Annotated in this window: 24 protein-coding genes; 16 read left to right on the top strand and 8 right to left on the bottom strand. The window is 66.7% G+C overall.

Translation table 11 applies throughout. From position 1 onward, the window contains the following. Positions 1-4: 4 nt before the first annotated feature. Positions 5-922 carry a YihY/virulence factor BrkB family protein gene (locus tag BLV15_RS10570; RefSeq protein WP_090227700.1) on the top strand — a complete coding sequence of 306 codons (918 nt, stop codon included), beginning with the start codon at positions 5-7 and terminating at the stop codon, positions 920-922. Between the two features lie 379 nt (positions 923-1,301). On the opposite strand, the gene BLV15_RS10565 is transcribed toward BLV15_RS10570, so the two are convergent. After that, positions 1,302-3,335, bottom strand: a complete 2,034-nt coding sequence (locus tag BLV15_RS10565) for a S9 family peptidase (RefSeq protein WP_090227698.1) — start codon at positions 3,333-3,335, stop codon at positions 1,302-1,304. 100 nt (positions 3,336-3,435) lie between these two features. On the opposite strand from BLV15_RS10565, the gene BLV15_RS10560 reads away from it, so the two are divergent. The 3 genes from BLV15_RS10560 (at position 3,436) to BLV15_RS10550 (ending at position 5,351) form a co-directional block, all read left to right on the top strand. Continuing rightward, a complete protein-coding gene (locus BLV15_RS10560) occupies positions 3,436-3,885 on the top strand; it encodes an MFS transporter (RefSeq protein WP_407072427.1) in 450 nt (149 codons plus the stop codon). A gap of 125 nt (positions 3,886-4,010) precedes the next feature. Beyond that, complete coding sequence (locus tag BLV15_RS10555; RefSeq protein ID WP_090227695.1) at positions 4,011-4,796, top strand: class II glutamine amidotransferase; 786 nt, start codon at positions 4,011-4,013, stop codon at positions 4,794-4,796. Between the two features lie 30 nt (positions 4,797-4,826). Continuing rightward, complete coding sequence (locus BLV15_RS10550) at positions 4,827-5,351, top strand: DUF2937 family protein (RefSeq protein WP_090227693.1); 525 nt, start codon at positions 4,827-4,829, stop codon at positions 5,349-5,351. A gap of 56 nt (positions 5,352-5,407) precedes the next feature. On the opposite strand, the gene otnC is transcribed toward BLV15_RS10550, so the two are convergent. Both otnC and otnK read right to left on the bottom strand, forming a co-directional pair. Further along, the gene (gene otnC, locus BLV15_RS10545; RefSeq protein WP_090227690.1) at positions 5,408-6,046 is read right to left on the bottom strand and encodes a 3-oxo-tetronate 4-phosphate decarboxylase; all 639 of its coding nucleotides are present in this window, start codon (positions 6,044-6,046) and stop codon (positions 5,408-5,410) included. Further along, entirely contained in the window at positions 6,043-7,323 is a 1,281-nt protein-coding gene (gene otnK, locus BLV15_RS10540; RefSeq protein WP_090227687.1) for a 3-oxo-tetronate kinase, read from the bottom strand. Before otnK ends, otnC begins: the two co-directional genes overlap by 4 nt. 177 nt (positions 7,324-7,500) lie before the next feature. On the opposite strand from otnK, the gene BLV15_RS10535 reads away from it, so the two are divergent. After that, positions 7,501-8,304: a DeoR/GlpR family DNA-binding transcription regulator gene (locus tag BLV15_RS10535; protein WP_245728169.1), complete on the top strand. Its 804-nt coding sequence runs from the start codon at positions 7,501-7,503 to the stop codon at positions 8,302-8,304. Positions 8,305-8,328: 24 nt separating this feature from the next. On the opposite strand, the gene BLV15_RS10530 is transcribed toward BLV15_RS10535, so the two are convergent. Then, positions 8,329-8,958 (bottom strand): histidine phosphatase family protein, encoded by a 630-nt coding sequence (locus BLV15_RS10530; protein ID WP_090227684.1) that lies wholly within the window; start codon positions 8,956-8,958, stop codon positions 8,329-8,331. A gap of 205 nt (positions 8,959-9,163) precedes the next feature. On the opposite strand from BLV15_RS10530, the gene BLV15_RS10525 reads away from it, so the two are divergent. Together BLV15_RS10525 and BLV15_RS10520 are read left to right on the top strand one after the other, a co-directional pair. After that, a complete protein-coding gene (locus BLV15_RS10525) occupies positions 9,164-10,504 on the top strand; it encodes an MFS transporter (RefSeq protein WP_090227681.1) in 1,341 nt (446 codons plus the stop codon). A 40-nt stretch (positions 10,505-10,544) separates the two neighbouring features. Further along, complete coding sequence (locus BLV15_RS10520) at positions 10,545-11,504, top strand: 3-hydroxyacyl-CoA dehydrogenase family protein (RefSeq protein WP_090227678.1); 960 nt, start codon at positions 10,545-10,547, stop codon at positions 11,502-11,504. Between the two features lie 63 nt (positions 11,505-11,567). Here the strand turns inward: BLV15_RS10520 and BLV15_RS10515 are convergent, their stop codons facing one another. From BLV15_RS10515 to BLV15_RS10505, 3 genes are all read right to left on the bottom strand, one after another. After that, positions 11,568-12,746, bottom strand: a complete 1,179-nt coding sequence (locus tag BLV15_RS10515) for a vWA domain-containing protein (protein WP_090227675.1) — start codon at positions 12,744-12,746, stop codon at positions 11,568-11,570. A 165-nt stretch (positions 12,747-12,911) separates the two neighbouring features. Continuing rightward, positions 12,912-13,757, bottom strand: a complete 846-nt coding sequence (locus tag BLV15_RS10510; RefSeq protein ID WP_090227673.1) for an AAA family ATPase — start codon at positions 13,755-13,757, stop codon at positions 12,912-12,914. A gap of 148 nt (positions 13,758-13,905) precedes the next feature. Continuing rightward, on the bottom strand, positions 13,906-14,985 hold the full coding sequence (locus BLV15_RS10505; protein WP_090227670.1) for a DUF748 domain-containing protein: 1,080 nt from the start codon (positions 14,983-14,985) through the stop codon (positions 13,906-13,908). Positions 14,986-15,111: 126 nt separating this feature from the next. Between BLV15_RS10505 and cysK the strand changes: the two genes are divergently transcribed. Both cysK and BLV15_RS10495 read left to right on the top strand, forming a co-directional pair. Beyond that, a complete protein-coding gene (gene cysK / locus BLV15_RS10500; protein WP_090229032.1) occupies positions 15,112-16,086 on the top strand; it encodes a cysteine synthase A in 975 nt (324 codons plus the stop codon). A 325-nt stretch (positions 16,087-16,411) separates the two neighbouring features. Continuing rightward, positions 16,412-17,284 carry a DMT family transporter gene (locus BLV15_RS10495; protein WP_090227667.1) on the top strand — a complete coding sequence of 291 codons (873 nt, stop codon included), beginning with the start codon at positions 16,412-16,414 and terminating at the stop codon, positions 17,282-17,284. Between the two features lie 42 nt (positions 17,285-17,326). On the opposite strand, the gene BLV15_RS10490 is transcribed toward BLV15_RS10495, so the two are convergent. After that, the gene (locus tag BLV15_RS10490) at positions 17,327-17,758 is read right to left on the bottom strand and encodes a TOBE domain-containing protein (RefSeq protein WP_090227665.1); all 432 of its coding nucleotides are present in this window, start codon (positions 17,756-17,758) and stop codon (positions 17,327-17,329) included. 176 nt (positions 17,759-17,934) lie between these two features. On the opposite strand from BLV15_RS10490, the gene BLV15_RS10485 reads away from it, so the two are divergent. The 7 genes from BLV15_RS10485 (at position 17,935) to BLV15_RS10455 (ending at position 26,363) form a co-directional block, all read left to right on the top strand. Further along, entirely contained in the window at positions 17,935-18,753 is an 819-nt protein-coding gene (locus BLV15_RS10485) for a TOBE domain-containing protein (RefSeq protein ID WP_090227662.1), read from the top strand. 21 nt (positions 18,754-18,774) lie between these two features. Beyond that, the gene (gene modA / locus BLV15_RS10480) at positions 18,775-19,527 is read left to right on the top strand and encodes a molybdate ABC transporter substrate-binding protein (protein WP_090227660.1); all 753 of its coding nucleotides are present in this window, start codon (positions 18,775-18,777) and stop codon (positions 19,525-19,527) included. Positions 19,528-19,606: 79 nt separating this feature from the next. Then, entirely contained in the window at positions 19,607-20,281 is a 675-nt protein-coding gene (gene modB, locus BLV15_RS10475) for a molybdate ABC transporter permease subunit (protein ID WP_090227657.1), read from the top strand. 1 nt (position 20,282) lies between these two features. Then, positions 20,283-21,371, top strand: coding sequence for a molybdenum ABC transporter ATP-binding protein (modC, locus tag BLV15_RS10470; RefSeq protein WP_090227654.1), 1,089 nt, complete (start codon positions 20,283-20,285; stop codon positions 21,369-21,371). A gap of 323 nt (positions 21,372-21,694) precedes the next feature. Next, positions 21,695-23,701 carry a TonB-dependent receptor plug domain-containing protein gene (locus BLV15_RS10465; protein ID WP_090227652.1) on the top strand — a complete coding sequence of 669 codons (2,007 nt, stop codon included), beginning with the start codon at positions 21,695-21,697 and terminating at the stop codon, positions 23,699-23,701. Between the two features lie 14 nt (positions 23,702-23,715). Continuing rightward, entirely contained in the window at positions 23,716-25,020 is a 1,305-nt protein-coding gene (locus BLV15_RS10460) for an ABC transporter substrate-binding protein (protein ID WP_139210703.1), read from the top strand. Further along, positions 25,020-26,363, top strand: a complete 1,344-nt coding sequence (locus tag BLV15_RS10455; protein ID WP_090227649.1) for a di-heme oxidoreductase family protein — start codon at positions 25,020-25,022, stop codon at positions 26,361-26,363. The genes BLV15_RS10460 and BLV15_RS10455 overlap by 1 nt, the downstream gene beginning before the upstream one ends. Positions 26,364-26,462: the final 99 nt, after the last annotated feature.

The following is a 26,462-nucleotide window of genomic DNA, read 5'->3' as shown; positions in this document are numbered from 1 at the left end:
CTACATGTTCGCCATCAAGAATCGCCTCGGTCTGTTCCAGCTGGCCAAGCGTGTGATCAAGGAATTCGCCGACGACGAGATGCCGACCTACGCGTCGGCGCTGGCCTACCAGATGTTCTTCTCGCTGTTCCCGTTCCTGTTGTTCCTCATCGCGCTGATCAGCTTTCTCGACCTGCCGACGTTCTTCGACTGGCTGCGCGAGCAGGCCGCCTACTTCCTGCCGACCGAGGCGATGGACCAGCTGAATCCGGCGATCGACCGCTTCCAGCAGCAGGAATCCGGGCTGTTCTCGGTGGGGATCGTGGTGGCGATCTGGACCTCGTCGTCGGCGGTGCGCTCGACGATGGATGCGATGAACAAGGCCTACGACGTGAAGGAAGGCCGCCCGGCGTGGAAGCGCTTCCCGTTGTCGGTGCTCTACACCATCGGCCTGGCCGCGCTGCTGCTGAGCGCTGCCGGGCTGATGGTGGTCGGTCCGACCGTGATGAACTGGCTCGCCCACTGGTTCGGTCTGGAGCAGGTGATGGTGATGCTCTGGAACCTGCTGCGCTGGCCGGTGGCGATCGTGCTGATGGTGGTGGCGGTGGCGGTGGTGTACTACGTCGCGCCGGACGTGAAGCAGAAATTCCGCTTCATCACTCCCGGCTCGCTGCTCGCGGTGGTGGTGTGGATCGCCGCCTCGGTGGGCTTCGGTTTCTACGTGAAGAACTTCGGCAACTACAACGCGCTGTACGGCTCCATCGGCGCGATCATCATCCTGCTGCTGTATTTCTACATTTCCGCCGCGGTGCTGCTGCTCGGCGCCGAGCTGAATGCCGTGCTGGAGCACCACGATCCGGAAGGCAAGGATCCCGGCGAGAAGGTCGAAGGCGACGGCGCGCCGCCGGAGCAAGTGGCCACCGGTTCCAAGGTCGATGCCTGATTCGCGCGCGATCTCGTAGGGTGGGCTTCAGCCCACGCGACAGCGCTTGGGGGCGCCGGTGGGCTGAAGCCCACCCTACGGGCACTTTCATTCATCATTGCACCGCTCTGGTGGATCGATGAAACGCGATCCACCCTACGAGTTCGTTGATGCCCCGTCACATGTAGGGTGGATGACGCTCTTTTCATCCACCGTTGCAGCGCCCGGTGGATCGGTGAGGCGCGATCCACCCTACGAGCTCACCGATGCCCCGCCATACGTAGGGTGGATGACGCTCTTTTCATCCACCGCTGCGCCGCCCGGTGGATCGATGAGGCGCGATCCACCCTACGCATTCGTTGGGGAAGGCGGTATCTACGGATGACGCGCAGGTTTCTCCTCAGGCCAGCCCCAGCACCTTCAGCAGGAAGCCGTATTCCAGCGCGACATCCTTGAGCGCCTGGTAGCGGCCGCTCATGCCGCCGTGGCCGGCGCCGAAGTCGGTCTTGAGCAGCAGGAGGTTGTCGTCGCTGCGCGTGGCGCGCAACTTGGCGACCCACTTCGCCGCTTCCCAGTATTGCACCCGACTGTCGTGGTAACCGGCGATGGCGAGGATCGCCGGATAGGCCTGGGCGCGCACGTTCTCGTAGGGCGCGTAGCCCTTGATGCGCGCGTGCACTGCCGCATCGCTCGGGTCGCCCCATTCGTCGTACTCGGTCACGGTCAGCGGCAGGTCGGGGTTCTGCATGCTGTTCAGCACGTCGACGAAGGGCACTTCGGCGATGGCCGCGGCGAACAGCTCCGGACGCTGGTTGAGCACCGCGCCGATCAGCAGCCCGCCGGCGCTGCCGCCGCTGACGGCGAGGCGCTCGGTGCGGGTGTAGCCCTCGGCGATCAGGTGCTCGGCGCAGGCGATGAAGTCATCGAAGGTGTTCTGCTTGTGCTCCAGCTTGCCGCCGCGATACCAGGCCTCGCCCAGCTCGCCGCCACCGCGCACATGGGCGATGGCGAAGACGAAGCCGCGTTCGAGCAGGCTCAGGCGGGCATGCGAGAACCACGGGTCGAGGCTTTCGCCATAGGCGCCATAGCCGTAGAGATACAGCGGGGCAGGGCGGCCGAGCACGTCGCGCCGCGCGACCAGGCTGATGGGAATCGCGGTGCCGTCCGGCGCTTTGGCCCAAAGCCGCCGGCTGACGTAGGCGTCGGCGTCGAACGGGCCTTCCACCGGGGTTTCCTTGAGCACCGTCTGAGCGCCGCTGGCGATGTCCAGCTGGCGCACCTGCGCCGGGCGGTTCAGCGCCTCGTAGCGCAGCCGCAGTACGGGGCTGTCGAATTCCAGCGAGTCCTGTCCGTAGAGGCTGTAGGCGGCATCCGGCAGCTCGACGCGATAACTCCGCGCCCCGACCGGATGCACCTGGATGACCGGCAGGCCGCCCTCGCGCAGGCTGAGGACGAAACCACCGGCGTTGAGACTGGCTTCCTCGAGCATCCGCTGCGGGTCGTGGCCGATCAGTTCCTGCCAGTGCTCGCGGGTCGGCGTGGCGTCCTCGGCGCGGTACAGGGCGAAGTTGATGCCGGCCTGGTTGCTGCGCACCACCCAGGCCCACTGGCCGTCGATGCGCCCGTGATCGGGGTAGTACTCGTGGCCTTCCTCGCGTGGTGCCAGGCAGACGAACGCCTGTAGCGGCCGATCGGCATCCAGCACCCAGGCTTCACAGGTGGTCTTGCTGTTGGCCAGCAGGATCAGCTGGCGCTCGGAACTCGAGCGATAGCAGTTGAGGAAGAAGCGCCCGTCCGGCTCGTTGAACACCAGCGCCGCCTCGGCGTCGCCCAGCGTGTAGCGATACAGCTTGTGCGGGCGGTGAGTGGCATCCAGTTCGCCGAAGAACAGCGTGCGGCTGTCGTTGGCCCAGGTCAGGCTGCCGTCGCAGTCGTCGAAGGGCAGTTCCTCGACGGCGCCACTGGCCAGATCCTTGACGAACAGCCGGTAGATCTCGTCGCCTTGGGTGTCCAGGCTGTAGGCCAGGCGCGTCTGGTCCGGGCTGATGCTGAAGGCGCCCAGCGACAGGTAGCCGCCCTCGGCCAGCGCGTTGGGGTCGAGCAGCAGCTCCTCGCTGCCGTCGTCGACCTGCAGCGAAACGCCGGCCGGTCGTGCGCAGCGATAGTGCCGCGGGTATTCGTCGCCGGCCTGGGTGCGGCTGTAGTAGAGGTACGCGCCCCAGGGCGTGGGCAGCGACAGGTCGGTCTCGCGGATGCGTGCCTTGATCTCCTCGAACAGGCGCTCACGCAGCTCGGCACCGTCGGCCAGCTGCGCCTCGGTCCAGTCGTTCTCGGCGTGCAGGTAATCCAGCACCTCCCGGGCGTCGCGGTTCTCCAGCCAGCGGTAAGGGTCCTGGGCATCCGTGTCGATGCGGGCGATGGGGGCGTGGGACATGTTCATCCTCGAAGTTGCGGCGCCGCGGCGGGAGGTCTGCGCGGCGAAAAGCCGCTATCATAGGCGCCCATTCGCCAGCCAGGCCATGCCGAAGCGCCACATGAACGAACACGACTACCTCCTCGCCTGGGCCGTCTACGGCATCGCCGCACTCGGTTGCCTGGCGGTGGTGTTCCAACTCACCGGCTGGATGTGGCGCTACCTGCGCGAGCCGCTGCGGCTGGTGATCGCGGTGCTGCTGCTGACGCCGACCATCGTCGACCCGGGCAAGGAGCTGTTCGCCCCGGCCATCGCCATCACCGCGCTGGACCTCGCCTTCAAGGTCGGCAACAACGTCTGGAAGGCGGTCGCCGACCTGAGCATGTACGGCCTGATTGCCTTCGTCGTCTACCTGCTGTTCGTGCTGCTGCGCTGGCCGGTGGAGCGCTGGCTGCGCAATCGCAAACGGGCCCGCGAGGAAGCGGTGGAAGACCCGCGCACCCTGCGCGAGCGGATGGACCCGGACGTCGAGCGCCCGCGCCGCGAGAGCCGCGTCGAACCGCGCGTATAGATTGCCATACGGCGGCTTGCGCCCACGCGCGGAGCCGGTCAGCATGGCCTCCTGCTTACCAGGAGCGCCCATGAATCCGATTCGCCCCCCCTTCGTCGCCACGCCGCCGCTGCCGAGGCCCGCCCATGTGTGAGCTGCTGGGCATGAGCGCCAACGTGCCGACGGATATCGTCTTCAGCTTCACCGGGCTGATGCAGCGCGGCGGCCGCACCGGCCCCCACCGTGACGGCTGGGGCATAGGTTTCTACGAGGGGCGTGGCCTGCGGCTGTTCCAGGATCCCTCGGCGAGCGCCGAATCCGAGGTCGCACGGCTGGTGCAGCAGTACCCGATCAAGAGCGAGGTGGTCATCGGCCACATCCGTCAGGCCAACGTCGGCAAGGTCGCGCTGGCCAATACCCATCCCTTCGTCCGCGAGATGTGGGGGCGCAACTGGTGCTTCGCGCACAACGGCCAGCTGGCGGATTTCCAGCCCGCGCCCGGCTTCTACCGCCCGGTGGGCGACACCGACAGCGAAGCGGCCTTCTGCGACCTGCTCAACCGCCTGCGCGCCGCATTTCCCGAGCCCGCCGATATCGAGGCGCTGCTGCCGACGCTGATCGAGGCGTGTCGCGAATACCGCCGCAAAGGGGTGTTCAATTGCCTGCTCAGCGACGGCGACTGGTTGTTCAGCTGCTGTTCGACGAAGCTGGTGCAGATCACCCGCCGCGCGCCGTTCGGCCCGGCGCGCCTGAAGGATGCCGACCTGACCGTGGACTTCCAGGCCGAAACCACGCCCAACGACGTGGTCACCGTGCTGGCCACCGAGGCACTGACCGATAACGAAGACTGGATCGTCCATCAGCCGGGTCAGTGGACCCTGTGGCGCGGGGGCGAGTGCATTGCAGAGGGTTGCGACACGCTGTCGGACTGAGTCCGTTTTCACACCCACAAGGAGAGCTGGATGTTGAGAAGTTACTTGCGCTTGATGCTGTTCGCGGTCGGTCTGCTGGTGGGCGTCCAGGTGCCCGGCTTCATCGCCGACTATGCCAATCGGGTGGAAGCGCATCGCATCGAGGCGGCCAAGGCGCTGGAAGGCTTCCGGGCCACCGCCGGGCGCTTCTTTCAGGGCGACCTGCAGGCGCTGGTGACGCATTACCGCGAAAGCCAGGACCCGGTGATGCGCAGCGACGCGCAGAGCGTGGCGACCCTGGTGGATCGCTCGGCGCTGCTCGAAGAGGAAGCGCAGGCGATGCGCAAACCCTGGTATGCGCGCGCCTGGCACGTGGTGGCGAAGGCCGATCCGGAGCTGCGCGCGGAAACCCTCGCCGCCTACGACTACCAGGTGCCGTTGGTGCCCGAGGCGATCGCCTGGGGCATCGTCTGTGCGCTGCTGCTGGCGTGGGTGGTGGAAAGCCTGTTGCTGCTGGTCGGCGCGGCGTTCGGCGTGGGCCGCCAGCGCCGGGCGCATCAGCGGCACTGGCGCTAGCCGTCCGCGGGTAACGAAAGAACGGGCTCATGGCCCGTTTTTTCATGCGCGCCAATCTACCACGGGGTGCCGAACACCTCCGCCAGTTCGCGCAGGGCGTCTTCGCCCAGGGGCGCCGGGCGCGGGTCGCTCATCAGCCACAGCTTGGCGGTTTCTTCCAGTTCCTCCAGGGCATAGCTGGCGCGCGACACGCTGGATTCCCAGATCACCGGGCCGAGGCGTTCGAGCATCACGCCGCGCACCTGGGTGGCCAGCGCGGCGACCCGTTTGGCGACCTGTGGCGAGCCGGGCCGGCAGTAATCGATCAGCGGCAGGTGGCCGACTTTCATCACCTGATAGGGCGTGATCGGCGGCAGGATGTCCTCGCGGCTCCAGACACCGGACAGGGTAAGCGCCACCAGCGCGGTGGAATGCGTGTGCACCACGCCGCCGACACCTTGATTGCGTTCGTAGACCCGCCGATGCAGCGCCAGGGTCTTCGAGGGCCTGTCGCCGGAGACCCATTCGCCGTGCAGGTTCACCTTGGCGATCGCCACCGGGTCCAGACGCCCGAGGCAGGCGTCGGTGGGGGTGATCAGCCAGCCGTCATCCAGCCTCGCGCTGATGTTGCCGGCGCTGCCCACGGTGTAGCCGCGCTGGTAGAGGCTGATGCCGACCGTGCAGATTTCTTCGCGCAGCGCGTGTTCGCGGCTCATGACGAGGCTCCGGCAAGTTGCTCCAGGGCTTTGGCGAAGAACCCGACGCCGCCGAAGTTGCCGGACTTCAGCGCCAGGCGCGCCTCCAGGCCGATGGCGCCGGTCACCGGCACGCCGGGATCGATCTGTTCGCCGATGCGCAGTGCCTGCACGCCCAGCGCCTGGACCACCGCTCCGGAGGTCTCGCCGCCGGCGACCACGAAGTGCCGCACGCCGGTCTCGTAGAGCTGCCGGGCGATTTCGCCGAGGGCCTGCTCCACCAGCGTGCCGGCGCGTTCCACACCCAGTTGCTGCTGTACCGCGCGAACCTCTTCCGGCGCGCTGGTAGCATAGATCAGCACCGGCTCGTCGCGCTCGGCGAAGGCCAGGGCGCCGGCCACCACCGCCTCGCCGCGGGCGAGCGCTAGGGGATCGATGCGCAGGGCGGGGCGCCCGGCGTCGAGCCAGGCGGCGACCTGGGCGTTGGTGGCCCGGGAGGCACTGCCGGCGAGCACCACGCCACGGCCGGGCAGGATTTCGAGAGTGGCGGCATTCTGGCTCAGCAGCAGACCGGAGCGGCGGAAGTTTTCCGGCAGGCCGAGGGCGATCCCCGAGCCGCCGGTGATCAGCGGCAAATCGCGGCAGGCTTCGCCCAGGGTCAGCAGGTCGGCGTTGGACAGCGCATCGGCGATGGCGATGCGGGTGCCGGCCTGGCGCAGTGCGTCGATGCCGGCGCGGGTCGCGGCGGCACCGGCGGCGATTTGGTCGTAGCGCAGCAGGCCGACCGGGAGTTTGGTCTGCCGGCCGAGGAAGCGCACCAGGTTGGCGTCGGTCATCGGCGTCAGCGGGTGATGCTCCATGCCGGATTCGCTGAGCAGCGCGTCCTGCACGAACAGGTGGCCGCGGAACAGCGTGCGCCCGGCTTCGGGAAAGGCCGGGCAGGCGACGGTGAAATCGCTGCCGAGGGCGTCGAGCAGCGCCTCGGTGACCGGGCCGATGTTGCCCCGCTCGGTGGAGTCGAAGGTCGAGCAGTACTTGAACATGAACTGTCGGCAACCGCGTTCGCGCAGCCAGTGCAGCGCGGCGAGGGACTGCGCGACGGCCTCTTCGACCGGGGCCATGCGTGACTTGAGCGCGACGATCAGCGCGTCCGCTTCGAGGGCTTCGGACAATTCCTGGCCTGGGATGCCGATGGTCTGGACGGTGCGCATGCCCTGGCGCACCAGGGTATTGGCCAGGTCGGTGGCTCCGGTGAAATCGTCAGCGATGCACCCGAGCAAGGGCATGGCATGGTTCATTCGGCTTCTCCCGCGAATACGTTGTTTTTTTCATAGTAGGCGCTAAACGCGGCTATGTGAAGATATGTTAAATTTACGAGCGAAGGTGTTTAGAAATGTTCTGCCTGGCGCGGATGCCTTAGCGCCCCGTCCGCGTTGGGCTACCATGCAGCCATCGATTCGATCCCAGAGATCCGTATGACCGAGGAAATTGAGCCAATGGCCGACGCCGGGGCGCCGATGATTCCGTCGCAGCGCCGCGAAATGATCGTCCGCCAGCTGCGTCGCCAGCAGATCATGAGCGTCAATCAGCTCACCGAAATCTTCAATTGCTCGCACATGACGGTGCGTCGCGACATCGCCGCGCTGGAGCAGGAAGGGCGGGTGTTCTCGGTGCCCGGCGGGGTGCGCATCGCCAGCCAGGTGCACAGCGAGCCGAGCCATCAGAGCAAGGCGATCGTCGAACCGGAGCAGAAGCAGCGCATGGCAGAGCACGCCGCGCGCCTGATCAAGCCCGACATGACGCTCTACCTGGATGCCGGCACCACTACGGCGTGCCTGGTGCCGCACATCCTCGCGCTGGGCGGCATGACCGTGGTCACCAACGACTTCGGCATCGTCCTCGCCCTGGCCGATGCGACCCATGTGAACGTAATTCACACCGGCGGCGTGCTCGATCACCCCAACCGTTCCGCAGTCGGCAACCTGGCGGCCGACACGCTGCGCAACATCGCCACCGACATCGCCTTCATCTCCACCAGTTCCTGGGACCTGCAGCGCGGCGTCACCACGCCCTCCGCGCCGAAGATCGAGGTGAAGAAGGCGGCGATGGACTCGGCTTCGCAGATCGTCCTGATGGCGACCAGCTCGAAGTACGGCACCTTCGGCATGTACCGCATCGCCGGGCTGGACCGCTTCGATCCGATCATCACCGACGACGGCCTGACGGCGGACGCCGCGGCCGGTATCCGCAAGCTGGGCGTCGAGCTGGTCCTGGCCTGATCGCCCGTAGTGCACGGGCCCGCTTCAGGCGCGCCCGTCCAGCGCGGCGCTGGCCCTGAGCCAGGCGAAGTCGCCGTCGCGAATCATCAGTACCTGGTCCTGCGGCACTTCGATGGCCGGTACCGATGCCGGATCGGTCGCCGTGCGCAGCGCCAGGAAGCTGCGCAGCACGCCGGCATGGGCGACCACCACGGTGTCCCGCTGTACGGTTTCGAGGAAGCCCGCGACGCGCTCGAACACCTTTCGGTAACTCTCCCCGCCAGTAGGCGCGAAGCCCAGCGGATCGGCCTGTCGCGCGGCGAAGCGCTCGGGTTCGCGGGCGGCGATGTCCGTCCAGCTGGAACCTTCCCAGTCGCCGAAGTCGATTTCCATCAGGCGCTCGTCGGTGCGGTAGTCGTCCGCTTCCAGGCCGATGCGCTGGCGGACGATGCGCATGGTTTCACGGGTGCGGCGCAGCGGGCTGGCAACGAAGTCCAGTGCTTGCGGCTGGGCCAGCAACCAGCGCAGGCAAAGCCCCGAGGTCGCCGCCTGGGCGCGGCCCGTGTCGTTCAGCGGGATGTCCTGGCGGCCTTGCAGGCGGCGCCGGGCGTTCCAGTCGGTCTCGCCGTGGCGGATCAGGTAGAGCGTCGGTGCTGCATATCGGGGAGGGTTCATTCGGGGTCCTGATGAGTGTGGAGGGAAGTCTCCCGGTGAGCGGATGCGGCCGAACATGCCTTGACAATGTTAAAAAATAACAAATAATAAAAAATATTAACATAGCGGCAAAGCATGCAGACGGGACCACGAGCGGCGGGCCCTCGGCCCGGAGGTGAAGGCCTCCCCTCGTTGTCAGCCTAATAACAATAATGGAGCCAGATCCATGTCCACTCTCGACAGCAGCATCGCCGGCGACGCCGGCAGCCCTCGTGCCGAACCGCAGATGCAGCCGGATGCGCATCAACTGCGCCAGCGGCGTCGGGCCTCCATCGGCAGCCTGATCGGCACCACCATCGAGTGGTACGAGTACTACATCTACGGCGCCACTGCCGCACTGGTGTTCCCGCACCTGTTCTTCCCCAGCGACGATCGCCTGGTCTCGCTGATGCTGTCCTTCGCCTCGTTCGCCATCGCCTTCGCCATCCGCCCGATCGGCGCCGCGGTGTTCGGCCACTTCGGCGACCGCGTCGGGCGCAAGACCACGCTGATCGTCACGCTGGTGATGACCGGCCTGGCGACCTTCCTCATCGGGGTGCTGCCCACCTACGCCAGCATCGGCCTCTGGGCCCCGGCGATCCTCATCCTGCTGCGCCTGATCCAGGGCTTCGGCGTGGGCGGCGAGTGGGGCGGGGCGGCGCTGATGTCGCTTGAGTGGGGCGACCAGAAGAAGCGCGGCGCCGCCGGCGCCTGGCCGCAGCTGGGCACCTCCATCGGCCTGATCCTGTCGACATCGGCGGTGATGGGTTCGAGCTACTTCACCGGCGACCAGTTCCTCGAGTGGGGCTGGCGGATTCCGTTCCTGCTCTCGGGCATCCTGGTCATCGTCGGCCTGGTGGTGCGGATGGCGATCGAGGAAACCCCGTCGTTCGCCGCCAAGAAGCAGAACAACCAGATCGAGAAGAGCCCGCTGGGCTACGTCGTCAAGCACCACTGGCGCGAGATCGTGAAGGTCGCCTTCCTGCGCATGTCGGAGCAGATGCCGTTCTACATCTTCACCGCCTTCATCCTCGACTACGCGACGCAGAACAGCGGGCTGTCACGCACCTTCGTGCTGCTCGGGACGCTGGCGGCGGCGGTGCTCGACCTGATCCTGCTGCCGATCTTCTCCAACATGGCCGACCGCATCGGCCGGCGGAAGATGTACTACATCGGCTGCGTGGTGCTGATCCTGATGGCGTTCCCGTACTTCTGGGTACTCAACTCGGGCAACCAGACGTGGATCTTCATCGCCATCACCTTGTCGCTGATTCCCCACGCGATCCAGTACGGCGCCCAGGCCTCGTTGATATCCGAGCAGTTCCCGGTGCACGTGCGCTACACCGGCGCCGGGGTCGGCTACCAGATGTCGTCGCTGATCGCCGGCGGTCCCGCTCCGCTGATCGCCTCCTTCCTGCTGGTGACCTTCGGTACCGGCTATGCCGTGGCCGCCTACCTGGCGCTCGGCGGAGTCATCGCGGCGGTGGCGCTTTCCACCCTGAAGGATCGCAGCGATCACCTGTTGTGAGTCGCTCGCCTGAATTCCAACCTTTCGCAGGAGTAGCAGCATGACCCTCAAGAAAATTGCAGTCGTCGGTTCGGGCTACATGGGCGGCGGTATCGCCCAGGTGCTGGCGCTCGGCGGCGCGGACGTGGTGCTCGGCGACGTCGATGGCAGCGTCGCTAGCCAGTCGCGCGAGCGCCTGCTCAAGCAGGCCCAGGCCTTCGCCGAGGCCGGCCTGTTCCCGGCGGATGCGCCGGCGCTGCTGGAGGCACGCCTGAGTGCGGCCGCTTCCATCGAAGCGGCGGTGGAAGGCGTGGACTACGTCACCGAGGCCGTGCCGGAATCCATGGAGATCAAGCGCGACGTGCTCGGCCGCGTTTCCGCCGCCTGCGCCAAGGACACGATCATCGGCACCAACACCTCGGCGATGCCGATCGGCGAGCTGGCGAAGTTCGTCACCCACCCGGAGCGCTTCCTCGGCGTGCACTGGATGAACCCGGCGCCGTTCATTCCGGGCGTCGAGCTGATCGCCAGCGAGCACACCCTGGCCGAGCACGTCGACACCCTGGAAGCGCTGATCCGCTCGGTGGGCAAAGTGCCGGCGCGCGTCGCCGATACCCCCGGTTTCGTCGCCAACCGCCTGCAGTTCGCCCTCTACAAGGAGGCGGTGAAGGTGGTCGAGGAAGGGCTGGCGACGCCGGAGCAGGTCGACTTGGTGGTGAGCAACGCCTTCGGCTTCCGCCTGGCTTTGTTCGGCCCGTTCGCCATCGGCGACATGGCCGGGCTGGATGTCTACGCGTCGTCCTACAAGACTCTCGCCGGCACCTATGGTGAGCGCTTCGCCGCGCCGGACGGCCTGACGCAACTGGTGGACGGTGGCAACCTGGGGCTGAAGTCCGGCCACGGTTTCCTCGACATCGACCCGGCGAAGAGCGCCGAGCTGCTGGCCTATCGCGACCGTGCCTACGCCGCGCTGAGCAAGCTGCGCGCCGACCTCGGCCCGGCACCGGGCCTGGCGAGCTGATCGCCAGGTTTCATCGCCGAATGAAAAACGGGCCTCTCGGGCCCGTTTTTTTTCGTCTCGTTTCTATTTGGACAGGTACTTCATCCCTTCTTCCAGGCCGCTCAGGGTCAGCGGGAACATCCGGTCCTCCACCAGCTCGCGGACGATGTTGGTCGAGGCGGTGTAGCCCCAGGTGTCCTTGGGGTAGGGGTTGATCCACACCAGCTTCTTGAATTTCTCCATGAAGCGCTGCATCCAGACGTAGCCGGCTTCCTCGTTCCAGTGCTCGACGCTGCCGCCGGCCTGGGTGATCTCGTAGGGCGCCATGGCCGCGTCGCCGATGAAGATCACCTTGTAGTCGGCGCCGTACTTGTGCAGCAGGTCGAGGGTCGAGGTGCGCTCGCTGGTGCGGCGGAAGTTGTTCTTCCACACCGATTCGTAGATGAAGTTGTGGAAGTAGAAGTACTCGAGGTGCTTGAACTCGGTCTTGCACGCGGAGAACAGCTCCTCGCAGACCTTCACGTGGGCATCCATCGAGCCGCCGATGTCGAACAGGAGCAACAGCTTCACCGTGTTGCGGCGTTCCGGGCGCATCTGGATGTTCAGCAGGCCGGCATCCTTCGCGGTGTGGTCGATGGTGCCGTCGATGTCGAGCTCCTCGGCGGCGCCCTGGCGGGCGAACTTGCGCAATCGGCGCAGGGCGACCTTTATGTTGCGCGTGCCCAGCTCGACGTTGTCGTCGAGGTTCTTGTACTCGCGCTGGTCCCAGACCTTCGCCGCCTTGCCCTGGCGCTTGCCGGCATCGCCGACGCGGATGCCTTCGGGGTTGAAGCCGCCGGAGCCGAACGGGCTGGTGCCGCCGGTGCCGATCCACTTGTTGCCGCCGGCGTGGCGTTCCTTCTGCTCCTCGAGGCGTTTCTTGAACTCCTCGATGAGCTTGTCCAGCCCGCCGAGCGACTGGATCTGCGCGCGCTCCTCATCGGTCAGCAGGCGCTCGAATTCCTTGCGCAGCCATTCCTCGGGAATCAGTGCCTCGATGTGCTGGTCGAGGTTCTGCAGGCCGTTAAAGTAGGCGCCGAAGGCACGGTCGAACTTGTCGAAATGGCGCTCGTCCTTCACCAGGATCGCCCGCGACAGGTAATAGAACTCGTCCATGTCGGCGAACACGACGTTGTGCTGCAGCGCGTTGATCAGGTCGAGCAGCTCGCGCACCGACACCGGCACCTTGGCCGCGCGCATTTCGTTGAAAAGATTGAGCAGCATTGTCTATGCCCTCGGGGTAATCCGTAGGGTGGGCTGGCCGCGCAGCGGCGTAACCCACCGTTGATGCCGCCGGCATCATGCTTGCCAGCCTGGCGGCTGGTCGGTGGGTTACGCTTCGCTAACCCACCCTACAAAGGCACTGGCCGACGCGCAGCAGCCCGATTTTTAACGCGAAGCGCGACGGCTCATGAAGGCCAGGCGTTCGAGCAACTGCACGTCCTGCTCGTTCTTCACCAGCGCGCCAGCCAGCGGCGGGATGGCCTTGGTCGGATCGCGTTCGCGCAGCACGGCTTCGCCGATGTCGTCGGCCATCAGCAGCTTGAGCCAGTCGACCAGCTCGGAGGTGGAGGGCTTCTTCTTCAGGCCAGGCACCTTGCGCACGTCGAAGAACACGTCGAGCGCTTCGGCCACCAGGTCCTTCTTGATGTCCGGGTAGTGCACGTCGACGATCTTCTGCAGCGTGCTGCGGTCCGGGAAGGCGATGTAGTGGAAGAAGCAGCGGCGCAGGAAGGCGTCCGGCAGTTCCTTCTCGTTGTTCGAGGTGATGATGATGATCGGGCGCTGCTTCGCCTTGATCGTCTCGTTGGTCTCGTAAACGTAGAACTCCATCTTGTCGAGTTCCTGCAACAGATCGTTGGGGAACTCGATGTCGGCCTTGTCGATTTCGTCGATCAGCAGGATCACCCGCTGCTCGGACTCAAAGGCCTCCCACAGCTTGCCTTTCTTGATGTAGTTGCGGATGTCGTTGACCTTGTCCGGGTCCAGCTGCGAGTCGCGCAGGCGGCTCACCGCATCGTATTCGTAGAGGCCCTGATGCGCCTTGGTGGTGGACTTGATGTGCCAGGTGATGAGCTTGGCACCGAAGGATTCGGCCAGCTGTTCGGCGAGCATGGTCTTGCCGGTGCCGGGCTCGCCTTTCACCAGCAGCGGCCGCTGCAGGGTGATGGCGGCGTTCACCGCCAGCTTGAGATCGTCGGTGGCGACGTAGGATGGAGTGCCTTCGAACTTCATCGGAAAATCCTCGAAACGCGGGCGCACGCAGGGCCTGCGATGCTGTCTGGAAAGCCCCGACTATACCGCGCGGGCAAGCGGGCTGTGAACGCAGGCGGGCCATTCAGTCACTGAATGGTCGGCCGCCGCGCATCCTGGTCAGCGGCCCTTACTCGCGGTCTTCGCTGAGCGCACGCTCGAAGCGCGGCGTGAAGGCCTGCACGAAGGCGTTGCGCAGGATCGCCACGAAGGCCTGGAACGGGTTGACGTGGCTGTCGCCCTTCATGCTGCCGGAGAGTTCGATGCGGGTGGCGAACTGGTCCTTGCTCTGGTTCTTCAGCACCGTCTGGCCGCCGCCGACCACCGCTTCCCAGAGGCCCTGGAAGAAGCCTTTCTCGCGGTTCTCGACATCCTGCTTCCAGTTGAACACGTCGACGTCGCGCAGCAGTGGCTTGATGTAGCCGCTGAGCTGGGCGTTCTGCGCCTCGGCCTCGATCACCAGGTCGCCGGTGCCGGCGGCGAAGTCGAACTTGCCGTAGGCGCGGGAGAAGTCGTTGAGGCGCTTGAGTTCCAGATCGGTCATGCGCAGGCGCAGCTGGAAATCCTCGAAATTGGTGAAGGGGTCGAAGCTCGCGCTCGCCTCGAGCGGCGCCTGGCCGAACAGCGCGGCGTGTCCCTTGAAGGTGGCGACGCGCTTTCCATCCGCGCTGGCGGTGTTGGTGAGGTTGTAGACGCTGGCGTCGACCTCGCTGGCGAACACGTCCACCGGCGGCTGCGACTGGAAATTGCGGAACGCCAGGCGCCCGTCGACCACGCGGACTTCGTTGAGGGTGATCGGCAGCAGTTGCTCCAGTTGGTCGCGCCAGTCGACGCCCTCACCGGTCTGGTCCTGCTTCGGGTCCTCGCTGTCGACGAAGTTGAGCTTGGGCGACTGGAAGATGACCTGCGCCACCACCGCGTGGTCGTACCACAGCGAATGCCAGCTCACCGAGAGGTCGATCAGCGGCGCTTCCAGCAACGGGACCGGAACGTCGCCGCTGGCCTTCTCGATCACCAGCCCGTTGATGCGGTAGGCGCCACGCCACCAGGCGAGGTCGACGTCGGCGATCTGCCCGCGGTATTCGCCCATGTCGGCGAGCTTGCCGTTCAGGTAGTCGCGCACCACGTAGGGCAGGGCCAGGTGAGCGACCAGCAGCAACAGGACGAGGGCCAGCGCGATCCACAGGGGCATGCTGTAGCGACGTTTCATGAGGGTTCCATTTCCGGGTGGCGTCGGTCGATGGACAGCCTTGGGCGTCGGGGAGTTCGCTGGACGAGAAACCCCATGGGGAATAGGCTTATGCGCTTTCTCAAGCCACTTGCCGCGGGGACCTCCATGAGCCGCATCTATGCTGACAACGCACAGGCCATCGGCAATACGCCGCTGGTGATGATCAATCGCCTGGGGCCGAAAGGCGTCACCCTGCTGGCCAAGATCGAGGGTCGCAACCCGGCCTATTCGGTGAAGTGCCGGATCGGCGCGAGCATGGTCTGGGATGCCGAGGAATCCGGGCGCCTGAAGTCGGGCATGACCATCGTCGAGCCGACCTCCGGCAACACCGGCATCGGGCTGGCGTTCGTGGCCGCGGCGCGTGGCTACAAGCTCATCCTGACCATGCCGGCGTCGATGAGCCTGGAGCGGCGCAAGGTGCTCAAGGCGCTCGGCGCGGAGCTGGTGCTCACCGAGCCGGCCAAGGGCATGAAGGGCGCGATCGACAAAGCAAGCGAGATCGCCGCCTCCAACCCCGGCGAATACCTGCTGCTGCAGCAGTTCGAGAACCCGGCCAACCCGGCGATCCATGAGAAGACCACCGGCCCGGAAATCTGGAACGACACCGACGGCAGCATCGACGTGCTGGTGGCCGGCGTCGGCACCGGCGGCACCATCACCGGCGTGTCACGCTTCATCAAGCTGAACAAGGGCAAGAAGATCCTTTCCGTCGCCGTGGAGCCGATCGGTTCGCCGGTGATCAGCCAGGCGCTGGCTGGGGAGGAGATCAAGCCCGCGCCGCACAAGATCCAGGGCATCGGCGCCGGCTTCGTGCCGAAGAACCTCGACCTGTCCATCGTCGACCGTGTCGAGCAGGTGGGCGACGAGGAGGCCAAGACGATGGCCCTGCGCCTGATGCGCGAGGAGGGGATTCTCTGCGGGATTTCCTGCGGCGCGGCGATGGCTGCCGCGGTTCGCCTGGCCGAACACCCGGAAATGCAGGGCAAGACGATCGTGGTGATCCTGCCGGACTCCGGCGAGCGCTACCTGTCGAGCATGCTGTTCGACGGCCTGTTCAGCGAGCAGGAACTGCAGCAGTAGCACCGGCGCCGGGCCCGCCCGCGGGTCCGGCCTTTCGTTCGTCGCCGCTTCGTGGTTATAGTCGGGGCTCTTCCCGACCCGTTTCGAGATCGATCATGTCTGCGTCGCCCACGGCCCGCCCCTTTGCCTCTTCGTTCGCCCTGAACGTAGCGCCGCGTGCCCGTGCCGTTGCCGCGCCACTCGCCCCGCCACCTGTGAGCCCGCCCGCGGGCTGCCTGGCTCCGCCGCCGCCGCTGGCCTGAGCCGCGCCGGTTCGCCGGTTTCCCGTTCCCTGCACCCCCACGCCGCTGGCGTGGTCCTCCTTGCCTATTTCACAGGTGGCAACATGCAGTTCTTTACCCGCAACAACCTCGTCGCGTGCGCGTCGACGAGCCTCTTCGTGCTGCTCTGGAGCAGCGGCGCCATCGTTTCCAAATGGGGCCTGGCGCATGCCTCGCCGTTCGCCTTCCTCTTGGTGCGTTTCATCATCGCCTTGCTGGCGCTGACGATCCTCGCCCGGGCTCTGCCGTTGCGCCTGCCGGGCACCAGGGCGGCACGCGGATATGCCGTGGCGACCGGGCTGGTGCTGCTCGGCGCCTACCAGATCTTCTACCTGTTGGCGCTGGACCTGCAGGTGACGCCCGGCGTGATGGCGACGCTGCTCGGCGTCCAGCCGATCCTCACCGCGGTGCTGCTGGAGAAGCGCCTCTCGCCGAGCCGGCTGTTCGGCCTGTGCCTCGGTCTGCTCGGGCTGGTGCTGGTGGTCTACCAGAGCATCGGCCTGGCCGGCCTCTCATGGGCGGGCACGCTGTGTGGCCTGCTGGCGCTGGCGAGCATGACCGGCGGTTCGATCATGCAGAAGCGCATGCACGACAACCCGCTCGGCAGCCTGCCGCTGCAGTACCTGGCGGGTACGCTGCTGTGCGCGGCGTTCGTGCCGTTCCAGCCGTTCGAGATCGAGGCGGGCGTCGAATTCTGGGTGTCGGTGCTGTGGATGGGATTGCTGATTTCGGTGCTGGCCACGCTGCTGCTGTACCGGCTGATCGCACGGGGCAACCTGGTCAACGTCACCAGCCTGTTCTACCTGGTGCCGGCGGTGACCGCGTTGCTCGATTACCTGGTGTTCGGCAATCGCCTTGCGCCGCTGAGCCTGGCGGGAATGGGGCTGATCGTGGCGGGGCTGCTGTTCGTTTTCCGCCAGCCGAAGAGCGCCGGCTGACCGGTGTGGTCCGGGGGCGCCAGGGTGGCGCCCCCGTTTCGATCAGGACTTCTTGCGACCGAGGATGATGTGCGACGCCTTGATCAGCGCGGTAGCGGGTTTGCCGGCCGCCAGGCCGAGTTCGGCCACCGCTTCGCGGGTGACGATGGCCGTGAGTTGCGCGCCGCCCGCAAGGCGCAGGGTGACTTCGGCGTTCACCGCGCCGCTTTCGATGCGCTCCACGGTGCCGGTCAGTTGATTGCGGGCGGACAACTGGAAGTCGTCGCTGCCGGTCATCAGCATCACCCAGGGCGCCTTCACCAGGGCGACCACCTCGACGCCGGCGGCCAGCTGCATCTCGCGCAGGCTGTCCATGGTGACGATGGCCACCAGACGGTCGTTGTCGCCCAGATCGATCTCCACCTCGGCGTTGACCGCGCCGGTATGGCATTGCAGAACTTTCCCTGACAGCCGATTGCGCGCACTTATCTGCATGCTGCTCTCCCTTGTCGCGTTAACGACGTTGTATTGTTTGCTACATAAATAATCCAGATCAAAAATCCGATCCGCCGGTGTCGACTCTAGAAAACAGTTCGATATAGAGGCAACCATAGCGGCACGGTGATCTGGCACGCTTCTCGCTATATGCCAGCCTATACAGAGGTTTTTCCATGACCAACGTCCCACAGCGTTTCATCGGCAGGCTTTCACTGGAGAGCGCGGTCGGCACGTCGCTCTCCGACACACGTATCCGCCTGCTCGAGCAGATCGGCGAACTCGGCTCCATCAGCCAGGCGGCGAAAGCCGTGCCGCTGTCCTACAAGGCGGCGTGGGATGCGGTGGATGCGATGAACAACATGGCCCCGCAACCGCTGGTGGTGCGTGTCACCGGCGGACGCCAGGGCGGCGGCACTCAGCTCACCGACTACGGGCGCAGCATCGTCGCCATGTACCGGGCGCTGGAAATCGAGTACCAGCTCGCGCTCGACCGGCTCAGCGCGCGCCTGGGGGAAGTCGGAGCAGCCGATGTTCAGGAGTTCCAGAGTCTCATGCATCGACTCTCGATGAAGACCAGCGCACGCAACCAGTTCTCTGGGCCGATCACCGGCCTGCGCGACGGCGGCGTCGATTACGAAGTGCGCTTGCGCCTGGATGCGCAGAGCGAGCTGATCGCGGTGATCACCAAATCCAGCGCGGAAAACCTCGGCCTGGCGATCGGCAAGGAGGTCTTCGCCTTCATCAAGTCCTCGTCGGTACTGCTCAGCACCGACCGCGAACTGCAGCTCACCGCGCGCAACCAGCTGTGGGGCGAGATCGTCGAGATCCAGGCCGGCTCGGTGAACGACCAGGTCAGCCTGCTGCTGCCGTCCGGGCGCAGCGTCACCTCGGTGGTCACCCACGGCAGCTGCGAAACCCTCGGTCTCGCCGTCGGCCAGCAGGCGTGCGCGTTGTTCAAGGCCTCCAGCGTCATCCTCGCCGTTTACGATTGATCCCACCCAAGGAGCGTCACCATGAAAGCCCGTAAGACCCTGTTCGCCGCCGTTGCCCTGGCGCTGTTCTCGACCCTTGCCCACGCCGAGCAGGTGCAGGTGGCGGTTGCCGCCAACTTCACCGAGCCGATGAAGAAGATCGCCGAGCAGTTCGAGAAGGACACCGGCAACCAGGCCGTGCTGACCTTCGGCGCGACCGGCAAGTTTTACGCGCAGATCACCAACGGCGCGCCGTTCGAGGTGTTCCTCGCGGCCGACGATGCCACGCCGGCCAAGCTGGAAAGCGAGAAGGCCGCCGTCGAGGGCAGCCGCTTCACCTACGCCATCGGCAAGCTGGTGCTGTGGTCGGCCAAACCCGGCTACGTCGACGCCAAGGGCCAGGTGCTGGCCAGGGGCGACTTCAAGCACCTGTCGATCGCCAGCCCGAAAGCCGCGCCCTACGGTGCCGCCGCCATGCAGACCCTGGACAAGCTGGGTCTGACCCAGAAGGTCGAAAGCCGCATCGTCACCGGCGAGAACATCACCCAGGCCTATCAGTTCATCGCCACCGAGAACGCTGAACTGGGCTTCGTCGCGCTGTCCCAGGTCACCGAAGACGGCAAGCTGGTCAGCGGCTCGGCCTGGCAGGTGCCCGCCGAGTACTATTCGCCGATCCGCCAGGACGCGCAGATCCTCGCCAAGGGCAGGGACAACCCGGCCGCCAAGGCGCTGGTCGATTACCTGAAAGGCGAGAAGGCCGCGGCAATCATTCGCTCCTACGGCTACACCCTGTAAATTTCTCCGCAGCATGATCCGGTGCAGCCTGTCTGCGCCGGATGTCTTTTTCCCCGAGTAGCGCCAAGGAGTCCGCCGCTTGCCTTCAGCCGTCGATCTTTCCGCTGTCCGCCTGACCATCGAGCTGGCCGGGCTGACCACGTTGATCCTGATGGTCGTCGGCACGCCCATCGCCTGGTGGCTGGCGACCACGCGTTCGCGGCTGCGCGGCTTGTTCGGGGCGCTGGTGGCGCTGCCGCTGGTGCTGCCGCCCTCGGTGCTCGGCTTCTACCTGCTCGTCAGCCTTGGCCCGCGCGGGCCGCTGGGGGCGCTGACGCAATGGCTCGGCCTCGGCCTGCTGCCGTTCACCTTCGCCGGGCTGGTGGTCGGCTCGGTGTTCTATTCGATGCCCTTCGTGGTGCAGCCGTTGCAGCAGGCCTTCGAGGCCATCGGCAAGCGCCCGCTGGAAGTCGCCGCGACCCTGCGCGCCTCGCCGCTGGACACCTTCTTCAGCGTGGTGCTGCCGCTGGCGCGTCCCGGCTTCATCACCGCCGCGATCCTCGGCTTCGCCCACACCGTCGGCGAGTTCGGCGTGGTGCTGATGATCGGCGGCAACATCCCGGAACGCACGCGGGTGGTTTCCGTGCAGATCTACGATCACGTCGAGGCGCTGGAATACGCCGAGGCGCACTGGCTGGCCGGAGGGATGCTGGTGTTCAGCTTCCTCGTGCTGCTGGCGCTCTACACCTTCAACTCCCGTAAGCGGATGGTCTGAGATGAGCGACTCCGCCTACATTGAACTGGACCTGCAGCACGGCTGGACGGACTTCGGCCTGCGGGTCGAGGCGCGCCTGCCGGTCTCCGGGGTAACGGCGATCTTCGGTCATTCCGGCTCCGGCAAGACCACGCTGCTGCGCTGCATCGCCGGGCTGGAGCGGGCGCGCGGCGGGCGGGTGACGGTCGCCGGGGAATGCTGGCAGGACGAGTCGCGCGGGCTGTTCGTGCCCCCGCACAAGCGTGCGCTGGGCTACGTGTTTCAGGAGGCCAGCCTGTTCCCGCACCTCAGCGTGCGGCGCAACCTGGAGTACGGCCAGCGCCGCATCCCGGCGAGCGAGCGGCGGATTTCCCTGGACCAGGCGGTGGAGCTGCTCGGCATCGGTCATCTGCTCGAGCGCTCGCCGCAGCGCCTGTCGGGTGGCGAGCGGCAGCGCGTCGGCATCGCCCGTGCGCTGGCCACCAGTCCGCGGCTGCTCTTGCTCGACGAGCCGCTGGCCGCGCTGGACCAGCGGCGCAAGCAGGAAGTGCTGCCGTACCTGGCGCGCCTGCACGCCGAGCTGGGCATCCCGATGCTCTACGTCAGCCACTCGCTGGCCGAAGTCACCCGTCTGGCCGATCACATGCTCTATCTGGAAGGCGGCGCGGTGCGCGCCGCCGGCCCGCTGAACCGGGTGCTGACCAGCGCCGAGCTGCCGCTGGCGCATCTGGACGAGGCGGAAACCGCCTTGGAAGGGCAAATCGAAGCGCATGACGAGGCCTTCCAGCTCAGCTACGTGCGGGTTCCGGGCGGGCGCCTGGCGTTGCCGCTGACCGAGCTGCCGGCCGGGCGAGCGGTGCGCGTCGGCATCCAGGCGCGCGACGTCAGCCTGGCGCTGGAGAAGCCGCAGCGCAGCAGCATCCTCAACCAGCTGCAAGGCCAGGTGCTCGACGTGCTCCATGAGCCGGACAGCGCGCAAAGCCTGGTGCGCATCGACCTCGGCGGCGCGGTGCTGCTCTCGCGCATCACCCGGCGTTCCGCGGTCGAGCTGGAGTTGCGCGGCGGCATCCAGGTGTACGCGCAGATCAAGGCCGTCGCCCTGGTCAACTGAGTTCTTTTCCGCCATTCCCTTTACCGATCCCGACGACGCGACTGCTCGCGCTTCGTCGTGGACGCCGTTCGGCCGGCAAGCGCCGCTGTAGCCTCTCCTACATTATGTATTTGTTGTTATATAGAAAACACGAGCTCTCCGCGAGGTTGCCTTCCTGCGCTGTGAGGAAAAAATAAAACTGTTTTAAATTAGCTATATAGGTAGATTTAGCGGGCGGCATAGCGCCCGTTCAGGAATGGCACAGGATATGCTTTTACGGTTTTACGATAACTATAGATATATAGAAAAATCGTTTCCGTTTGTCATTCACTGGGGAGTCATCCATGCGCCATACCTCCATCGGCGGGCTGTTCGCCGCCGCCGCGCTGGGCCTTGCGCCCGGCGCATTCACCGTTGCCGCCGAAACCGAGAGCAACGTCTTCGAGCTCGGGCAAATCAGTGTCATCGACAGCAAGGGCGAGAGCAGCCTGGGCGGCAGCGATACGCTGGACAGCGAGACCATGCGCAAGTACGACCGCGAGACGCTGGGCAAGGCGCTGAACCTGGTGCCGGGCGTCAACCTGAGCCGGGTCGGCGCGCGTAACGAGCAGATGGTCTACGTGCGCGGCTTCGACCTGCGCCAGGTGCCGATCTTCCTCGACGGCATTCCGGTCTACGTGCCCTATGACGGCTACGCCGACCTCGGCCGCTTCACCACCTTCGAGCTGTCGCGCATCGAGGTGGCTAAGGGCTTCAGCTCGATGACCTACGGGCCGAATACGCTCGGCGGAGCGATCAACCTGCTCACGCGCAAGCCGGTGAAGGCCTTCGAGGGCGAGATCGGCGGTGGGCTGAGCCTTACCGACGACGGCGAGAGCAACGGCAACCGCGTCTACGCCAACCTCGGCAGCAACCAGGGCAACTGGTACATGCAGGCCGGGATGTCCTACCTGGACCAGGACTACTTCCGCCTGTCCGACGACTACCGCGGCAATGCCTTCGAGGACGGCGGCCGGCGCGACAACAGCTACGCCACCGACCGCAAGATCAACTTCAAGGTCGGCCTGACACCCAACGACAGCGACGAATACGTGGTCGGCTACCAGCGCCAGGAAGGCGAGAAGGGCAACCCGCCCTATGCCGGCGATACGCTCAGCTCGACGCGCTACTGGCAATGGCCGACCTGGGACAAGACCAGCGTCTACGCCAGCAGCTCCACCGACCTGGGCGCCCACCGGCTGAAACTGCGCGCCTACCACGACACCTACGAAAACAGCCTGTACGCCTACGACAACGCCCGCTACGACAGCCAGACCCGGACCTCGTCGTTCCGCAGCTGGTACGACGACTACAGCAACGGCGCCAGCGTCGAGGACGAATGGAGCCTGAGCGACGAGAACCTGCTGCGCCTGGCCTACCACTTCAAGCAGGACGTGCACCGCGAGCACGACGGCGGCGAGCCCTGGCAGCATTTCGAGGACCGCACCCAGTCGCTGGCGCTGGAGGACAGCCACGCGCTGAGCGAGCGGCTGACCCTGGTGGTCGGCGTGTCCCACGACCAGCGCGACGGCCGCGAGGCGCAGAGCTACGCCAAGACCACCGGGCTGGTCGACGAGGAGGGCGGCAAGAACCACAGCAACAACGCCCAGGTCGGGCTGTTCTTCCAGCAGGACGAGGCCACCCAATGGCGTGCCAGCGTGGCGCGCAAGAGCCGCTTCGCCACCATCAAGGACCGCTACTCCTATCGCATGGGCACGGCGATCCCCAACCCGGACCTCAAGTCCGAGCACGCTACGCACTTCGAGCTCGGCTACCAGCGCGCGCTGGGTGAAACCTGGAAGCTCGACGCCGCGCTGTTCCGCAGTGACATCGACGACCTCCTGCAATCGGTGCGCATCGATGCCGGCGCCTGCTCCAGCCCGCCGTGCTCGCAGATGCAGAACGTCGACAAGGCGCGGGTGAACGGCCTGGAGCTGGCCCTGGACGGCGCCTTCCTCGGTTGGGACATGGCCTTCAACTACCTCTACCTGGATCGCACCAACCGCTCCGACGACCGCGTCCGGCTCACCGATACGCCGCGCCACAAGGCCTTCGCCAGCCTCAGCCGGGAGATCGGCCGCTGGCGCCTGCAGACGAGCGCCGACATGGCCTCGCGGCGCTACACCTCCACCGACGGCCTGCAGGTCGCCCACGGGTTCGCGGTGATCGACAGCAAACTCGGCTACCGCTTCGACGGCGGCCTGCTGCTGGAGGCCGGCGTGCAGAACCTCTTCGACCGCGACTACGAATACAGCGAGGGCTACCCGGAACCGGGCCGTACCTACCTGGTGCAAGGCAACCTGACCTTCTGATCGAGGAAATCGCCATGTCCGTTCACTCCTTCCTCAGCCGCCGGCGTCTGCTCGGCGGCATGGCGCAGCTCGGCCTGTTCTGCGCGGTACGCCCGCTACTGGCCGCGCCCCGCGAGCTGACCGTGCTCACCAGCTATTCGGAAACCGTGCTCGCGCGGATTGAAGAGGCCTTCGAGCGTGCCTATCCGCAGTACCGGCTGAACCTGCTCTGGCGCATGCCGCACGATGCCATCGGCTACCTGTCGCAGCCGCGCCAGGGCGATGTCGACGTCTACTGGGCGGCCTCGCCGCGGACCTTCGAGGCGCTGCGCCAGCAGGGCGCCTGGCGCGCGCTGCCGGTGGCGGACGCCGGCCTGGCCGACCACATCGGCGCCTTGCCGCTGCTCGGGCCGGAGCGCGCCTATCGCGCCAGCGAACTCGCCGGCTACGGGTTCGCCGTCGACCCGCAGGCGCTCGCCGGTCTCGGCGTGGCGCCGCCGAAGGACTGGAGCGACCTGGCCGATCCGCGCCTGGCCGGGCGCATCGCCCTGCCGGTGCCGAGCCAGGTCGGCTTCGCCCCGCCGATGATCGACATCGTCCTGCAGGCCTATGGCTGGCAGCGTGGCTGGGCGTTGTGGAGCGAGATCGCCGGGCTGTCCTACCTGGTCCCGCGCGGCTCCACCTTCATCAGCGACGAAGTGGTCGGCGGCCGCGCGGCCATCGGCCTGTCCATCGACTTCTTCGTCGCCTCGGCGATCGCCGGCGGCGCCCGGCTGGAGTTCCTCTATCCGGCGCACGGCGGGCTGAATCCCGGCCAGATCGCCATCGCCGCCGCCTCGCGCAACGGCGAAGCGGCGGAAGCCTTCGTGTCCTTCGTGCTCTCCGAGGCGGGCCAGCGCGTGCTCGCGGACCCGGACATCCGCAAGCTGCCGGTGCGCGAGTCGGTCTACGCGCAGTTGCCGGAGACCTACCACAACCCGTTCCGCAACGCGGCGGCCGGCGGTTACGAGTATCGCGGCGATGCCGGCAGCGGACGCCTCGGGCTGATCGCCGCGCTGTTCGAGCAGATGCTGGTGGCGCAGCACGAACGGCTGGTGACGCTCTGGGCGCAACTGCACCAGCTGGAAGCCCGACGCGGCCAGCGCCTCGACGACATCCGCGGCCAGCTCGGCGCGCCCCTGATCGACGAAGCCCAGGCCGCCGATGTGCAACTGCTGGCCGGCTACCGGCGCAACCTGGAGGGCGCGACGATGCAGCCCGATGCGCGCGAGCTAGGGTGGGCGGCGCTCGCGGAGCAGCGCTATCGGCAGGTCGCCGACAGCCTGCAGCGGTTGGCCTGATGCGTCGGCTCACGACCTTCGGCCTGCTGCTGGCGCTGGCGAGCGCCGCCCATGCAGAACCGCCGTTGCAGACCGGCGTCGAGGAGGCCGGCCGCCAGGCGTTTGCCACGCCGATGGCCGGGCTGGATGCCGAGCGGAGCGCGGCCTTCTTGCGTGGACGCAGCCTGTTCCGCCAGGTCTGGGTTATCGCGCCGTCGCGTGACGAGGCGGTGGATGGCCTCGGCCCGCTGTACAACCGCCCGGCCTGCACCTCCTGCCACCCGGCGAACGGACGCGGCCAGGCGCCGGAGCAGCCGGGCCAACGCATGGCGTCGATGCTGGTGCGGCTGTCGCTGCCGGGCCGCGGGGCGCACGGAGGCCCGTTGCCGCATCCGGTCTATGGCGACCAGCTCAACGAAACTGGCGTACCGGGTGTGCCCGGCGAGGGCAGGGCGCGGCTGGTCTGGACGCAGACGGCGTTTCGCTTCGCCGATGGCGAGACGGCGAGCCTGCGTCAGCCGCGTATCGAGTTCGACGAACTGGCCTACGGATCGCTGGACGGCGTACTGACCTCGGCGCGCGTCGGCCCGCCGGTGTTCGGTCTCGGCCTGCTCGATGCGGTGGACGACGCGACGCTCGAGGCGCTGGCCGCCGAGCCGCAGGCGGACGGCGTTCAGGGTCGGGTCAATCGGGTCTGGAGCCCGCAGGCGAGCACGCCGCAGGTAGGCCGCTTCGGCCTCAAGGCCAACGTCGCGCGCCTGCGCGAGCAGATCGCCGGCGCGCTGCATGGCGACATGGGCATCACCTCCACGCTGCATCCGCGGGAGAACTGCAGCGCCGCGCAAACCGCCTGCGCCAGCACACCGAACGGCGGCCAGCCGGAACTGAGCGATGCCCAGCTCGACGATATGGAGACGTACCTGGCTTACCTGGCGGTGCCGGCGCGACGCGACCTCGATGCCGCCGTGGTGCGCCAGGGCGAGGCGCAGTTCCAGGCGCTAGGCTGCGGCGGCTGCCATCGCCCGCAACTGGTCACCGGCGAACGGGCCGCGGACCCGCGCCTGCGTGGTTTGACGATCGCGCCCTACAGCGACCTGCTGCTGCACGACATGGGCGAGGGCCTCGCCGACGAACGCCCGGATTACCTGGCCAGCGGCCGCGACTGGCGCACCGCGCCGTTGTGGGGGATAGGCCTGGCGCAGCAGTTGTCGTCCTCGGCCGGCTTTCTTCACGATGGCCGCGCGCGCAGCCTGAGCGAGGCGATCCTCTGGCACGGCGGCGAGGCGCTGCCGGCGCGCGAGCGCTTCGTCGCCCTGCCGCGGGAAAACCGTCAGGCGCTGTTGGCGTTTCTCGGCTCGCTCTGATTCTGGCGAGTCTCCTCGCGGCCAGGCCCCCACGCAGTCCGTGGGGCCGTTCGCCATTAGGCGGACGGTCCGGCTCGCCAGCGGCTTTCGCTTCCTCCG

The organism is Pseudomonas kuykendallii (assembly GCF_900106975.1).
Classification (GTDB): Bacteria; Pseudomonadota; Gammaproteobacteria; order Pseudomonadales; family Pseudomonadaceae; genus Pseudomonas_O; species Pseudomonas_O kuykendallii.
This window is presented reverse-complemented; position numbering and strand designations above follow the sequence as displayed.

Coding starts and splice junctions, on each gene's coding strand:
- BLV15_RS10485 (WP_090227662.1), top strand. CDS start 17,935: ATGACCAACGTCCCACAGCGTTTCATCGGCAGGCTTTCACTGGAGAGC.
- BLV15_RS10560 (WP_407072427.1), top strand. CDS start 3,436: ATGAACGAACACGACTACCTCCTCGCCTGGGCCGTCTACGGCATCGCC.
- BLV15_RS10510 (WP_090227673.1), bottom strand. CDS start 13,757: ATGAAGTTCGAAGGCACTCCATCCTACGTCGCCACCGACGATCTCAAG.
- BLV15_RS10525 (WP_090227681.1), top strand. CDS start 9,164: ATGTCCACTCTCGACAGCAGCATCGCCGGCGACGCCGGCAGCCCTCGT.
- BLV15_RS10530 (WP_090227684.1), bottom strand. CDS start 8,958: ATGAACCCTCCCCGATATGCAGCACCGACGCTCTACCTGATCCGCCAC.
- BLV15_RS10520 (WP_090227678.1), top strand. CDS start 10,545: ATGACCCTCAAGAAAATTGCAGTCGTCGGTTCGGGCTACATGGGCGGC.
- BLV15_RS10515 (WP_090227675.1), bottom strand. CDS start 12,746: ATGCTGCTCAATCTTTTCAACGAAATGCGCGCGGCCAAGGTGCCGGTG.
- BLV15_RS10460 (WP_139210703.1), top strand. CDS start 23,716: ATGTCCGTTCACTCCTTCCTCAGCCGCCGGCGTCTGCTCGGCGGCATG.
- BLV15_RS10570 (WP_090227700.1), top strand. CDS start 5: ATGTTCGCCATCAAGAATCGCCTCGGTCTGTTCCAGCTGGCCAAGCGT.
- otnC (WP_090227690.1), bottom strand. CDS start 6,046: ATGAGCCGCGAACACGCGCTGCGCGAAGAAATCTGCACGGTCGGCATC.
- BLV15_RS10535 (WP_245728169.1), top strand. CDS start 7,501: ATGACCGAGGAAATTGAGCCAATGGCCGACGCCGGGGCGCCGATGATT.
- modA (WP_090227660.1), top strand. CDS start 18,775: ATGAAAGCCCGTAAGACCCTGTTCGCCGCCGTTGCCCTGGCGCTGTTC.
- BLV15_RS10465 (WP_090227652.1), top strand. CDS start 21,695: ATGCGCCATACCTCCATCGGCGGGCTGTTCGCCGCCGCCGCGCTGGGC.
- BLV15_RS10555 (WP_090227695.1), top strand. CDS start 4,011: ATGTGTGAGCTGCTGGGCATGAGCGCCAACGTGCCGACGGATATCGTC.
- BLV15_RS10455 (WP_090227649.1), top strand. CDS start 25,020: ATGCGTCGGCTCACGACCTTCGGCCTGCTGCTGGCGCTGGCGAGCGCC.
- BLV15_RS10495 (WP_090227667.1), top strand. CDS start 16,412: ATGCAGTTCTTTACCCGCAACAACCTCGTCGCGTGCGCGTCGACGAGC.
- modC (WP_090227654.1), top strand. CDS start 20,283: ATGAGCGACTCCGCCTACATTGAACTGGACCTGCAGCACGGCTGGACG.
- cysK (WP_090229032.1), top strand. CDS start 15,112: ATGAGCCGCATCTATGCTGACAACGCACAGGCCATCGGCAATACGCCG.
- BLV15_RS10490 (WP_090227665.1), bottom strand. CDS start 17,758: ATGCAGATAAGTGCGCGCAATCGGCTGTCAGGGAAAGTTCTGCAATGC.
- otnK (WP_090227687.1), bottom strand. CDS start 7,323: ATGAACCATGCCATGCCCTTGCTCGGGTGCATCGCTGACGATTTCACC.
- BLV15_RS10505 (WP_090227670.1), bottom strand. CDS start 14,985: ATGAAACGTCGCTACAGCATGCCCCTGTGGATCGCGCTGGCCCTCGTC.
- BLV15_RS10550 (WP_090227693.1), top strand. CDS start 4,827: ATGTTGAGAAGTTACTTGCGCTTGATGCTGTTCGCGGTCGGTCTGCTG.
- BLV15_RS10565 (WP_090227698.1), bottom strand. CDS start 3,335: ATGTCCCACGCCCCCATCGCCCGCATCGACACGGATGCCCAGGACCCT.